The 13,074-nt window shown below is 41.8% G+C and carries 14 protein-coding genes; 10 read left to right on the top strand and 4 right to left on the bottom strand.

Annotated features, from left to right (window positions below):
- Positions 1-58: 58 nt before the first annotated feature.
- Complete coding sequence (locus NSQ25_RS05085; RefSeq protein WP_326136613.1) at positions 59-1,591, bottom strand: FAD-dependent oxidoreductase; 1,533 nt, start codon at positions 1,589-1,591, stop codon at positions 59-61.
- Between the two features lie 141 nt (positions 1,592-1,732).
- Here NSQ25_RS05085 and NSQ25_RS05090 point away from each other — a divergent pair, with 141 nt between their 5' ends.
- On the top strand, positions 1,733-2,593 hold the full coding sequence (locus NSQ25_RS05090; RefSeq protein ID WP_144496553.1) for an SDR family oxidoreductase: 861 nt from the start codon (positions 1,733-1,735) through the stop codon (positions 2,591-2,593).
- 56 nt (positions 2,594-2,649) lie between these two features.
- Here the strand turns inward: NSQ25_RS05090 and NSQ25_RS05095 are convergent, their stop codons facing one another.
- Positions 2,650-2,886, bottom strand: coding sequence for an IDEAL domain-containing protein (locus NSQ25_RS05095; protein ID WP_087977005.1), 237 nt, complete (start codon positions 2,884-2,886; stop codon positions 2,650-2,652).
- Positions 2,887-3,175: 289 nt separating this feature from the next.
- Between NSQ25_RS05095 and NSQ25_RS05100 the strand changes: the two genes are divergently transcribed.
- Both NSQ25_RS05100 and NSQ25_RS05105 read left to right on the top strand, forming a co-directional pair.
- Entirely contained in the window at positions 3,176-3,754 is a 579-nt protein-coding gene (locus NSQ25_RS05100; protein WP_034282183.1) for a competence protein ComK, read from the top strand.
- 298 nt (positions 3,755-4,052) lie between these two features.
- Positions 4,053-4,535 (top strand): hypothetical protein, encoded by a 483-nt coding sequence (locus tag NSQ25_RS05105; RefSeq protein WP_070325675.1) that lies wholly within the window; start codon positions 4,053-4,055, stop codon positions 4,533-4,535.
- Positions 4,536-4,566: 31 nt separating this feature from the next.
- On the opposite strand, the gene NSQ25_RS05110 is transcribed toward NSQ25_RS05105, so the two are convergent.
- Positions 4,567-6,006 (bottom strand): PLP-dependent aminotransferase family protein, encoded by a 1,440-nt coding sequence (locus NSQ25_RS05110; RefSeq protein ID WP_034282181.1) that lies wholly within the window; start codon positions 6,004-6,006, stop codon positions 4,567-4,569.
- Between the two features lie 145 nt (positions 6,007-6,151).
- Here NSQ25_RS05110 and NSQ25_RS05115 point away from each other — a divergent pair, with 145 nt between their 5' ends.
- From NSQ25_RS05115 to NSQ25_RS05145, 7 genes are all read left to right on the top strand, one after another.
- The gene (locus NSQ25_RS05115) at positions 6,152-7,321 is read left to right on the top strand and encodes an MFS transporter (protein WP_034282180.1); all 1,170 of its coding nucleotides are present in this window, start codon (positions 6,152-6,154) and stop codon (positions 7,319-7,321) included.
- A 65-nt stretch (positions 7,322-7,386) separates the two neighbouring features.
- A complete protein-coding gene (locus tag NSQ25_RS05120) occupies positions 7,387-7,662 on the top strand; it encodes a barstar family protein (protein ID WP_065214458.1) in 276 nt (91 codons plus the stop codon).
- A gap of 160 nt (positions 7,663-7,822) precedes the next feature.
- Positions 7,823-8,773, top strand: a complete 951-nt coding sequence (locus NSQ25_RS05125; protein ID WP_326136611.1) for an ABC transporter permease — start codon at positions 7,823-7,825, stop codon at positions 8,771-8,773.
- The gene (locus tag NSQ25_RS05130) at positions 8,766-9,716 is read left to right on the top strand and encodes an iron chelate uptake ABC transporter family permease subunit (RefSeq protein ID WP_041117048.1); all 951 of its coding nucleotides are present in this window, start codon (positions 8,766-8,768) and stop codon (positions 9,714-9,716) included. The genes NSQ25_RS05125 and NSQ25_RS05130 overlap by 8 nt, the downstream gene beginning before the upstream one ends.
- Positions 9,707-10,465 (top strand): ATP-binding cassette domain-containing protein, encoded by a 759-nt coding sequence (locus tag NSQ25_RS05135; protein WP_041117050.1) that lies wholly within the window; start codon positions 9,707-9,709, stop codon positions 10,463-10,465. Before NSQ25_RS05130 ends, NSQ25_RS05135 begins: the two co-directional genes overlap by 10 nt.
- Positions 10,466-10,487: 22 nt before the next feature.
- Positions 10,488-11,432, top strand: coding sequence for a siderophore ABC transporter substrate-binding protein (locus tag NSQ25_RS05140; RefSeq protein WP_326136610.1), 945 nt, complete (start codon positions 10,488-10,490; stop codon positions 11,430-11,432).
- Between the two features lie 138 nt (positions 11,433-11,570).
- The gene (locus NSQ25_RS05145) at positions 11,571-12,524 is read left to right on the top strand and encodes an LCP family protein (protein WP_034282168.1); all 954 of its coding nucleotides are present in this window, start codon (positions 11,571-11,573) and stop codon (positions 12,522-12,524) included.
- A gap of 68 nt (positions 12,525-12,592) precedes the next feature.
- Here NSQ25_RS05145 and NSQ25_RS05150 read toward each other — a convergent pair whose 3' ends face one another.
- Positions 12,593-12,955, bottom strand: a complete 363-nt coding sequence (locus NSQ25_RS05150) for a hypothetical protein (RefSeq protein ID WP_034282166.1) — start codon at positions 12,953-12,955, stop codon at positions 12,593-12,595.
- Positions 12,956-13,074: the final 119 nt, after the last annotated feature.

Below are 13,074 nucleotides of genomic sequence, written 5' to 3' on the forward strand. Positions count from 1 at the left end.
ACTTTATGTTTTTTATCGGATAATATTGGATTTTTTAAAGGGGGGGACGAGTGAAATTTTACTGTTCTTTATATGACCTTTTTAGTGGTTTTTTAGCAGGGCCTTCTACTACTTCTCCAGTAATGGAAAAACGTGAACCGTGACACGGACAGTCCCAAGTGCGGTCACTATTATTCCAAGCCACTTCACAGCCTAGGTGAGTGCACGTTGTATCGACTAGAAAGACATTCCCATCCTCTGATTTATAGGCGCCGCACTTTTTATGTTCATACGAGATAATGCCGCCCTCACCTGGTTTTAAATCATCGATTGTTTGATCAGTTCGTTTGAATTTACCACTGATCAGCTTGGCAGCGACATTGGCATTTTCTTTAACGAAATCTTTGACGAAAGAGTCAGTAACAGGTCTTGATGGCGTAAAGATTGATTCGTATGGATTCGATTTACCTTCAATTAAATCACCGGTAAGAGTGGCTGCGACGTGGCTTGTGGTCATGCCCCATTTTCTAAAGCCGGTTGCTACAAAGATATTCTGGTGGTGTTTGGTCAGGCGGCCAATGTAAGGGATTTGATCCATTGTGACCATATCGTGTGTCGACCATCGATACAGCACTTCTTCTATTCCAAGGGTGGCATCTCCAAACGTTTCTAGTCCTTCATAGTGAGCGGATTCATCTCCGCCTTGTCCTGTTTTATGGCCTTCTCCTCCGATGAGGACTACTTCTTCTCCGTCCCATTCTGCCGTTCTTAAAGAGTGAGCAGGCTGGTCAATTCCTAAGTACATTCCGTCTGGGAGTGGTTTGGTTGTTTTAGCTGCTACGACATAGGATTGCTCTGGATGAATACGGGTGAAATAAAGTCCTTTTCCATCATAAAAAGGAAAGTGTGAGCATGAAATGACATAGCGCCCTGTCAAATGATGTCCGCTTTTTGTGACGACAGCAGGGCGGTTCCCTTCTTTTACATCAACAGCGGTTGTTTGTTCAAAGATACGTACACCTCGCTCTAGGAGCTTGTCGATTAGCGCATTGAGATAATGAAGGGGATGAAACTGTGCCTGATTGGTCATCGCAAGTGCTGCTTTGATGTCACCGTCAAAAGGAAGCTTTGTTTTCCATTCCCGGTCAATACCAAGCTGTTTGTAGGCATCTAATTCCTTCTTTAACTTTTTTACACCGCTTTCTTCCTTTGTATAAAGGTAAGCATCTTTTATCTCTAGCTGACAATCAATGTCGTGCTCTTTGATACGAGCTTGGATGAGGTCTTTTGCTTTCTCATTTGCTTCTACATACAAACGTGCTTTTGGCATCCCAATTTGTTGAATCAGCTCATAATAGTACACATCATGCTGTGAGGTGATTTTAGCCGTTGTGTGTCCGGTCGTGCCTTGCAGCAATTGTTCGGCATCAATGATGATCACATCTAGTCCTCGCTCTGTCATTTCAAACGCCGCAGCGATACCGGTAATACCGCCGCCGACAATGATCACATCTGCTGTGAGATCTTCACTGACAGCAGGAAAAGAATGCTTCTGACTATCCGCCAGCCATAACGATTTTGCCTGTTCCATTCCTTTATGTTCTTGTTCCATGTTGTCGCCTCCATTGATTTGTTGTGTATAATTTTTCCACAATGCTGAAAATCATACATCTGAAAGGAAACAGGGGCGTCATACATAAAAAAGCAGCCAGCACATAAAAATAAACAAGATAAAAGGAAGGAGTGGACTAACGTGTCAACAAAGCAGCCGAAGAAAACATTACCGCCTCAGCACCAAAATGAACGTCCGGGTCTTGAATATAAAATGAACCCTAGACCTGTCTTTGATCGTGAGGTGCAGAATAAAAAGTTAGCAGGAAAAACAGCCATTGTGACAGGTGGAGACAGCGGGATTGGAAGAGCAGTCTCTGTTTTATTTGCGAAGGAAGGTGCCAATGTCGCCATTGTTTACTTAAGTGAACATCGTGATGCCGAGGAGACGAAGGACTATATTGAGAAAGCGGGAGGCCATGTCATCTTAATTGCAGGTGATTTAGGGGATGAGGCTTTTTCTAATGAGGTCGTCAAAAAAACAAAAGATGCCTTCGGTTCCATTGATATTTTGGTGAATAACGCCGGGGAACAGCATCCGCAAAAAAGCATTGAGCAAATTACCTCGCATCAGCTTCTTCGGACGTTTCAAACGAATATTTTTGCCATGTTTTATTTAACAAAGGCTGTTCTTCCTCATTTAAAAAAAGGAAGCAGTATCATTAATACAGCCTCTGTCACCGCCTATAAAGGGCATGAAACATTGATCGATTATTCATCCACAAAAGGGGCGGTCGTCACCTTTACGAGATCATTATCTTTATCGCTCATTAAACAAGGGATTAGAGTGAATGGAGTAGCTCCCGGTCCTATTTGGACACCACTGATTCCCTCAACCTTTACGGAAAAAGAAGTCTCTGAATTTGGCGGAGATGTCCCAATGGAACGTCCTGGTGAGCCAGTAGAGCTTGCGCCAAGTTATTTATTTTTAGCGAGCGAAGACTCATCTTATATGAATGGACAAATGCTGCATGTGAATGGCGGGACCATTTTAAATGGATAAACAAAAAACTTGCGGTAAAGAGACGAGTTACTGTCTCTCTGCCGCAAGTAAAATCATCATGATTGATGTAAGCAGTGTTCTGCATATTGAGCTGACAAGTTATTGAATCGCTTTTCATCACGCTGATCCAGTGCCTTATCAATCTCTTCTCTTAGGAAGGTTAAGCGCTGTTTATAAAGCGCCTCATCTAAAACCATTTGAATATAGATGTCTAAAATGGTGACGCCGTTTTCTTCGGTTTTTTGGGTGTTGCGGGACTTCATGAGCTCAGCATACGTTTTTTTCTCTTTCATAAAGAATCCCCCCGATGCCTTTTTTATAGTATATGGATTGGCGGAGAAAAAATCAACAAGAATTTATAATTTTTAGACAATTTATTTTTGAGCAGAATCGACACCTATTGTCCAATCGACAGGATGTGATATATCTTTAAAAATGGCTTTTCGATAGATCGAATGGACTAAAAAATATGATAAAAAGATGATTTTTAATAAATTTTGAAAAAATCCTGTCGTTTCTTATATGTTGGTGATAGATTAATAGTATCTCAAATAACCAAATATTAACACAGGAGGAAATGAAGTGTCAGGAATTAGTGAAACACCTTTAGATTCATACGTCATTAATCAAACAACAATGGCGGTCCTTCCAGTTGAAGAAGGAAAAAGAGTATATTCAAAAGTTATAGAAAGAGAGACAAGCTTTTACGTTGAATTAAAGCCCCTGCAAATTATTGAACGCAGCTGCAGATTCTTCGGCTCAAGCTATGCAGGCAGAAAGGCGGGAACATACGAAGTAACAGGAATTTCTCACAAGCCCCCAATTGTGATTGACTCATCCAATCATCTGTATTTTTTCCCAACCTATTCATCCAACCGTCCTCAGTGCGGCTGGATCTCCCACAAATACATTCATACCTTCCAAGAATCATCCCTCGGAGACACGGTGGTCACCTTTACAAACGAGCAAACCGTCAAACTTGATGTCTCATATAAATCATTTGAGAGTCAGGTGCACCGAACAGCATATCTCCGAACGAAATTTCAAGATCGTCTCGATGGAGGTCTTCCGAAGAAACAAGAATTTATGCTGTATCCAAAAGAACAGCAGCTCAATCTCGTATACGATTTTATATTAAGGGAGCTTCGAAACAAATATTAGTCAAAAGCCAGCGGCAGAGCAGCCGCTGGACCTCTTATCCAGCATGAATGAAATGCAAAAAGGCGCTGCTACATCATAAAGAAGAATTCATTGAAACCAAATATGTATGTCTCGTCGTCTATTGGTTGTTTGGGAAATGACAGGGAAATGTGAATCCTTAGACATATTTTCATTCATTTATCCATAAATCACAGAAGAGACACGAGCTTGTCTGTTACAATAAAAGAAATCTTATGTGGTAAAGGATGCTTATATTTGACCGATATGAACGAATGGGATAAAGAAATGGAGGCTCTGTATGAAAAAACAATCACATTTGGTGCTGCTATTTATCCTAACTTTGACATTACTAGCAGCCTGTCAGCAAGCAGGTCAGCCGCCTTCAAAGCAAGACACAAAAGAAGCTGCTTATGAACAATGGGTGCAGTCTTATATGGATGAGTTAAATAAAGCATATGAAAATATGACCGGTCAGTTTATCTCAGATGGACATGGAAAAATCCAAACAAATAAAAAATTGACAGAAGCGACGAAAGCATTTGATCGTGTGATTCAAAAAGGGCTTGATCATCAAGAAGTTCCAGCTGCTTACCAAAAGGCCGATCAACAATTAAAGACAGGCCTTGCTTCATTTGAAAAAGGGATCAGTAAGGTGGAAAAGCTCTTGAAGCATCCCGATCAAGAAAAGCTGTTTATTTCCGCTACCCATCATTTTCAGGATGGCTTGCAGCAGACATCCGCATTTATTGAAGAAGTAGGTCAGATTCAGCAATCATCCTAAAAAAGCCTGGAAGTAAACCTTCCAGACTTTTTTAGATGTGAAGGATTTTCTTTAAACGGCGAACGCCCTCTTGAATCATGCTTTCGTCCGTACAGGCGAATCCTAGCAGTAATCCCTTTCGATTGCTTTCAAAACAATAAGGACTTAATGGATAAATGCCAACGCCAGCTGCTTTTGCTGCCTCAATGCTTCCTTTTTCATCAAAGTCTTGCGCTCCTTCTAAAAAGACATGAAGGCCCGTATCGGTTCCGTAGATACGGAAGTGTTTGTCAAAGTGATGTGTCAAAAGGGCTTCCATCATGGCTGCCTGTCTTTTTTTATACAACTGTCTCATTCGCCTGACATACCGCGTGAATTCTCCTTCTTTGAAAAAAGAAGCGAGTGTGATTTGTTCCATAATGGGCAGCTGCCTTTGAATGAGTGATTGCAGTGCGGCAATTTCTTTCATGACTGCTTTGGAGCCGACAATGGCAGCCAGGCGGATGCCAGGTGCCAGCACTTTTGAGAAGCTTAAGATGTAAATCACATGCTCGGGTGCTTCTGAAAATAGGGAAGGGAGCGGCCCGCCATGGTAACGATAATCCCCATCAAAATCATCCTCTAATATATAAGACTGATGGCTGACAGCAAACTTCAGCAGCAGCTGCCTTCTGTTTACACTCATACATACTCCAGTTGGACGCTGATGGGAGGGCGTCACAGCAATCAGTTTTGTTCGCCGGGGCAATGTGTTCACCACCATTCCTTCTTCATCAACTGGTGCGGGGTGAATGTTCATTTCGCGATGCATAAACGACAGCCTTGCCCCAGGGAAACCTGGATCTTCAACAGCTACTGTATCACCTTTTTTAAGCAATACCTGTGAAATCAAATCAATGGCTTGCTGCGTACCACCTGTTAACACCATTTGATCTTCTTCTACATCAATCCCGCGTTCAACAGATAAATATTGGCGTATTTCTGAACGCACCTCCCATAATCCATGCGGTGAGGAATAGCCCCAATCCTTCATATCTAATCGCTGTAATGCTTTCATGAGCGAGCGCTTCCATATGTTTTGAAAGTGTGCATCGATGGCTGGCTCCTGATGACGAAAATCAATATCAAGCTTCTCATGAAATTGATTGGCTGACAGCCAATGATCCATTTGTTTTTCGGCTTCTTCAAAGTGAGGTCTTGTCGGAGGTGAAAAAGGCGGTTCACTTTGATAGGGAGGGGAAGCTGTATATTGATCGCTTGAAATGACCTTGGTACCACCTCTTCTAGATGTGCTCACGTAACCTCTTGCCAGCAGCTCATCATAGGCAAGCTGTACGGTTGATCTTGATACATTAAGCTCCTGTGCTAACACTCTTGTCGGTGTTAACTGATCGTCAGGATGCAGTTTTTGTGTATGAATTTTTTGAATGATCTCAGTCACGATTTGCTGCCAGAGCGGAGTAGCGCTTGAACGGTCTAAATGAATATACATCGTGCACCTTCTCTCGTTTTCACATCATAAGTTGATGATGACACTGAATTATGGACTGGTCAATAGTGTCATTTTTGGATGTAGGAAGTAAGCCAAATGGTGTGTACACTGTTCTCATATGCAATGACATAGAGGAGAGAGTCAAATGATCCCAGCATCCAAAGAGGAAACGGCACACTTATCCATCATCCCGTTTATTTTCGTTTTACTTGGTCTTTTTATGATTACGATTGCTGTGAATCTGCAAGTGCCCCTTTATACGGCGTATGCAGAACACGCAGGGTACGGAAAGGCGGCAACAGCACTTGTATTTGCCGCGTATGTCTTCGGACTTATTCCAGTTTTGCTTTTTCTTGGCGGCATTTCTGACCGGGTTGGACGCAAACCGATTTTATTGGTTGCGCTTAGCTTTTCGTTATGTGCCACCTTGTTGATGATTATCCACCCTTCCATACAGATGCTCTTTGCTGCCCGGCTCTTGCAAGGTGTCGGACTTGGTCTTAGTGTTGGAACATGCACCGCATATTTGATTGCTTTATATCCAGAGAAGTCAGGCTGGATTCCAACTTTTATTGCACTATGCAGTTCGGTTGGATTTGGGGGCGGTGCTCTTTTTACGGCACTTCTTTCTTTTCAGCGTGTGTCCCTCACGCCGCTTAGCTATTGGATTGTGCTGGCTTTTTTGATCTTAACCATTGTGGGTGTCTTCTTTTTCGTGCCGCCTGTCCAAGGAGATTCAGGTAAACCGATGATGAACATGCCAAGATTTCCAAAAGGAACAATGCCGGCGAATGCAGCCATTGCTATCGCATGGTCGGTGTGCGGCCTTGTCATTTCGATTTTGCCAGCACAGCTTAAACTAAATGGTTATGAATTGTGGGTAGGGCCAGCGCTCTTTTTAATTAATATGGCAGGTGTCCTGATGCAGCCCTTTGTGCGCAAGATGAATAGCAGCACAGCGCTCCTTTTGGGGTTTATCTGTCTTCCGTGCGGATATGGCCTCTTACTATACGGTGCAAGCAGCGGGTCTATTTTCCTTGTACTTGCCGGAACGATGCTGGCGGGTACTGCCTGCTATGGATTTACTTATTTAGGTGGCCTTCAGCTCATTGTTGAGCGAGGGAAAAAGGAGGCGGCTAGAGCCGTTGCAGGGTATTACTTGTTTGCCTATTTAGGACTTGGTATTCCGAGTGTTTTTGTTGGGCTCTTTGCTGATATATACGGTACTCAGATCGTGTTAACCCTCTTTCTCTTGATCGTTTTGGCTGCCTGCCTCATTCTCTTGATCTCAGGGGTCAGGCAGAAACAAAAGTAAGATGTCCATCTTTCTCTTTCTCTTCCAATTCGTTTAAAATATAGAGAAGAGAGGGGAAGATGAACATGAAAAAAGTGCAGCTTGATGGCGCAGCGTGCAGGTCGCAAGAAGAGCTTCATGACCAGCTAAAAACAGTTTTACACCTTCCTGACTATTACGGAAAAAATCTTGATGCCCTTTGGGACTGTTTGACAGGCGAGGTGACTCTTCCAGTTGAACTGACATGGGTGAATTTTCAAACGAGCAAAGATGCTCTTGGTGATTATGCTGAGAACTTGCGTCAGTTATTTCAAGAAGCAGAAGAAGAACTGAATGGACAATTTCAATTGAATATTCAATAAGAGAAAAAGCAGCCGCTGCCGCAGGCTGTTTTTTGAGTTTTCGTCTTTTTTATACCGCTATTGAATATTTCACTAGATGTGATAATATATGAACTGTCGCTTAATTGATAATGATAATCATTTATGGCGGATAGAGCTTGATAGAAAGTGAGAAACCTGTATGAAGTTGTATCAATTAAGTTTGTTATTTGTATGTTTGGCATGTATATCTCTGTTTGTCGGTGTACAGGATCTGTCCATTTTAGAACTGTTTCATTTAACAGATGAACAAGTGCACACGTTAGTTTCAAGCCGCCTCCCGCGTCTCGTGAGTATTGTGCTTGCTGGTATGAGCCTTAGTTTATGCGGCTTTATTATGCAAAGCATGACGAGGAATAAATTTGTTTCACCAACCACTGCAGGAACGATGGATTGGGCGAAGCTTGGTATTTTAGCAGCAATGCTTGTTTTTACACATGCGAATCCGCTTATGAAAATGGGGATTGCGTTTCTATTTACTTTATCTGGAAATCTCCTTTTCTTAAAAATCCTGCGGCATATCAAGGTGAACGATACGATTTATGTACCATTAGTCGGCTTAATGTTTGGGGGGATTGTCAGTTCAATATCTACGTTTATAGCCTATAAATATGATTTGATCCAAAACGTATCCGCATGGCTTCAAGGGGATTTTTCTCTTATTGTCCAAGGGCGTTATGAACTGCTCTATGTGAGCGTTCCACTATTGATCATTGCGTATTTATATGCTGACCGCTTTACAGTGGCAGGCATGGGCGAGAGCTTTGCTGTCAACTTAGGTTTAACGTATAAACGTGTGATGGCAGTTGGTTTGGTGATCGTTTCAATGATTACGTCTGTCACCATTTTAACTGTCGGGATGCTGCCATTCCTTGGATTAATCATTCCGAATATTGTTTCGATCTACCGCGGCGATCACTTGAAAAAAAGCCTCCCGCATACAGCTTTACTAGGAGCTATTTTTGTTCTGATTTGTGATGTGCTCGGAAGGGTGATCATTTATCCATATGAAATATCAGTTGGGCTCATGGTAGGCATCATCGGGAGTGCGATCTTCCTGTACATGTTATTAAGGAGGAAACGCTATGCATAAGAAACGTATATTATGTCTGATTGCAGCCATTGCAGCCGTGTTGATCGTAATTTTTATTACCTTTCAAATGGGCTACTGGCCGTACACAGTCCCAAGCCGTTTAAAGAAAGTGCTTGCGATGACATTAACGGGAGGCGCGATTGCCTTTTCATCTGTTGTCTTTCAAACTTTGACCAACAATCGAATCTTAACGCCGAGCATATTGGGCTTAGACGCACTGTACTTGTTTTTGCAAACAGCGATTATTTATGTGTTTGGGTCGACTCATTTAATGATCGTCAATAAGAATCTTAATTTTTTCCTTTGCGTTGGGCTGATGATTCTATTTTCTGTATTGCTGTATACAGTCATGTTCAAACGCAAAAATAAACACATTTTCTTACTTCTGCTTGTTGGAATTGTGTTTGGGACATTATTCAAAAGTCTTTCTTCGTTTATGGAAATGCTGATCGATCCGAATGAATATCAGGTCGTACAGGATAAATCCTTTGCAAGCTTTAATCACATGAACACGGACATCTTACTGATTGCTTCTGTTTTATTTGCGGCGCTGTGTGTTTACATTTGGACTTTCCGCTCCAAATTAGATGTCATGTCTCTTGGCAAGGAACATGCGGTGAATCTAGGCATTGACTACGACAGCATCACAAAAAAAATGCTGATCGTGATAGCTGTCCTTGTGTCTATCGCAACGGCACTTGTCGGACCAATTACGTTCCTCGGCTTACTCGCCGTAAACGTCGCACGAGAGCTTTTTCGGACATACCGGCATACATACTTGCTATTAGGCTCTTTTTTTATCAGCGTGATTGCCCTTGTAGGCGGGGAATTTCTTGTAGAAAAGGTATTTACTTTTCAAACGCCGCTTAGTGTGTTGATTGATTTAGTCGGCGGACTGTATTTTATTTATTTACTGTTAAAGGAGAGTCGTTCATGGTCTTGATGAAGGGCGTCAGTAAGGCGTATAACGGAAAAACAGTGCTTCACGACACAACGATCAGTGTGAAAAAGGGACAGCTGACGTCTCTCATTGGTCCGAATGGTGCGGGGAAAAGCACGCTTTTATCCATCATGAGCCGGCTGATTCAGCCAGACTCAGGTGCAGCTTATTTAGAAGACAAGCCATATAGTGCATACCCTCCGCAGGAACTTGCAAAGAAGATGAGTATTTTAAAGCAGGCCAATCATATGAATGTGCGGCTGACCGTTCGGGAGCTTGTCAGCTTTGGCCGTTTCCCTTACTCGCAGGGTCATCTGACAAAAGAGGATGAGAAGATGATTGATGTGTCCCTCCAATACATGAAGCTTGCCGATATCCAGCATCAATATGTAGATGAACTGAGCGGTGGACAAAGACAAAGAGCTTTTATTGCAATGGTGCTGGCGCAGGATACAGATTATATTTTCTTAGATGAGCCTTTAAACAATTTGGATATGAATCATTCTGTCGAGATGATGAAGCTCTTTCAGCAGCTCGTCAAAGATCTTGGGAAAACAATTGTTGTGGTTCTTCATGATATTAACTTTGCCTCTGTGTATTCCGATCATATCGTCGCCTTAAAAGATGGACAGGTCATTAAAGAAGGTGGAGTGGACGAAGTGATTCAAACAGATGCACTTGAACAAATTTATGACATGCGCATACCGATTGAAGTTATTCGTGGTGAGCGCATTTGCTTATATTTTTCTTAAAAAAATGAAGAGGTGATTACGTATGAAAAAATGGACTTGGATGATGACTATATTAATAGCAATCGTGGTACTCGCTGCCTGCGGGAACCAAGGGAAAACTGAAGGCACAAAAGGGGAAACCGTCACGGTAAAAGACATGCTGAATAAAGATGGTGTAAAGATCAAGAAAAACCCGAAAAAAGTGGTCGTGTTTGATATGGGAAGTCTTGATACTTTAGACAAAATAGGTGTGAATGTAACAGCTTTACCGAAACAAGCGGTGCCTAAATATTTATCAAAATATGAAGGAGACAAATATGAAAATGTCGGCGGATTAAAAGAGCCGAACTTTGAAAAAATTGCAGAAATTAAGCCGGATTTAATCATTATCCAGCACCGTCAAGCAGATGCATTCGATGAATTTTCTAATATTGCCCCTACGATTTATATGGATGTAGACAATGCCAATTATATGGAATCATTTAAAAAGAATGCCAAAACTTTAGGCAAGGTTTTTGATAAAGAAGACAAAGTTAAAGAAGAACTTGCAGCCATTGATCAAAAAGTGGATGCTTTAAAGAAAGAAGCAAAAGAGTTAAAGAAAAATGGGCTGGTGATCATGGCGAACGACAGCAAAATGACAGCGTTCGGACCTAAGTCAAGATACGGTCTCATCCACGATGTGTTTGGTATCACACCGGCAGATCAAAAGCTTGAGCCATCTGATAAACACGGTCAAAGCATTTCGTATGAATACATGGTCAAAACGAACCCAGACTATCTATTTGTCGTTGATCGAGGCGCAGCGATCGGAGAAGAAACGTCTGCGAAACAGCTTGTTGAGAATGATTACGTGAAATCAGTCAAAGCGATCAAAAACAACCATGTGGTGTATTTGAACTCTGACATGTGGTATCTATCCGGCGGCGGGCTTGAATCATTATCTGCCATGATTGGTGAAGTAAAACAAGGTATTAGTCAAAAATAATGAACGAAAGCTGCTCATCTTGAGCGGCTTTTTTATTGTGGATTCATAAAAATATGTTGCGTGCAGGAAACTTTCATCAAAATATGTTATAGTGGAACCTACATTGATAGACTAAGATAGAGTGAGGGTTCGGAAAGGATGAAGGAAAAAAGATCAAAAAGAAGACTAAGGCCTTGGGTAAAAGCCGTGCTGTTTATCATGGCATTTGTCATGGTGATGGCAGTGTCCGTGACTGGATACGCATACTATAAAATTTCAAAAGCGTCGAATAAGGCGCAAGTATCATTAGAAAGAGGAGACACCTCGCAAAAGCGTGTGAAAGCTTTTGATCCAGGAAAGGACAGCTTTTCGGTGCTGCTGCTTGGAATTGACAGCCGTCCAGGTGAAACGGTAGATGAAGCAAGAAGTGATGCGGTCTTACTGGCGGCGGTGAACCGAACAGACAAAACCATTAAGCTTCTCAGTATTCCTCGTGATTCTTATGTAGATATACCGGGAAGAGGATATGATAAAATTGCTCACGCCCATGCGTTTGGGAGTGCAGATTTGTCAGTCAAAACGGTCGAAAACTTGTTGAACATTCCTGTAGACTATGTGATTTCAGGGAACTTTAAGGCGTTTCAAGACATTGTGGATGAGCTAAATGGAATTGACGTAACGATTGAAGATGAAAGCATCGCAAAACAGATGGAAAAGGATTCAAAGGGAAAAGTTCAAGTGCAAACAGGCACTCATAGACTGAATGGCGAAGAAGCTTTGGCCTTTGTGAGAACGAGAAAGGCTGATAGTGATCTCATGCGCGGAAAGCGCCAAATGGAAGCACTTCAAGCCATCTTTGAAAAATCTAAATCGATTTCTTCGATCCCGTCATACGACAACATCATTGATACGCTTGGTGATAATGTCTCAACCAACCTTTCCATGAAACAGTTCATCGGTCTTTTTCCATTACTGAGCTCATTGAAATCAGTGGATACGATTCAGCTAAAGGGCCATGATTATCAGCCTGGGAATGTGTATTACTTTGAGTTAGATGGACCAGGATTAGAAGAAGTTAGAACAGAGCTGAGAAAACAGCTTGAATTATCATAAATAAGAAGGAGCCTGCCGCCGCGGCAGGCTTTTTTTGCATGGGTACCGCGCCGCATTTCAGCAAGAAGTTAATTTGCTTGATGCAGAAAATATGCAGTCAGCAGTTCCTCTACCCGGTGACGTATACGCGGATTAAAGTATTTATGCTTTTCTTCATAGCCATTTATGATAAATAGATACGTTGTAAATCCTTCATCGTGTTCAATTTGCTGTACTTTCATATTTTCTTTACGTAAATGCTGCTTCAGTTCGTAAAGTGCTTTCTGTGCTTCCTTTAACACAGAGGTCACAAGCTGAATGTATGGTTCATTTAGTTTAAATGTTTGATGTTGTTTTAAGTGTGTCAGGTCACGATTGAGGATGGAGATGACCATTGGAAGAAAGATGGCCTGTTCCATCATCTGAAGCTGTATTCTTGATAGTCTTGTCATGTCCAAGCCTGCTTTCTTTATGAATAGAACAAATGTTCTTATTTATTATATCGAATGAGTCAAACAATCTCAAGGGGGCGAGTGGGATTCATTTGTATATTTTTATGTTTTCCATGTAA

It is taken from the genome of Bacillus sp. FSL R5-0512 (assembly GCF_038593295.1).
GTDB lineage: Bacteria > Bacillota > Bacilli > Bacillales > Bacillaceae > Bacillus > Bacillus safensis.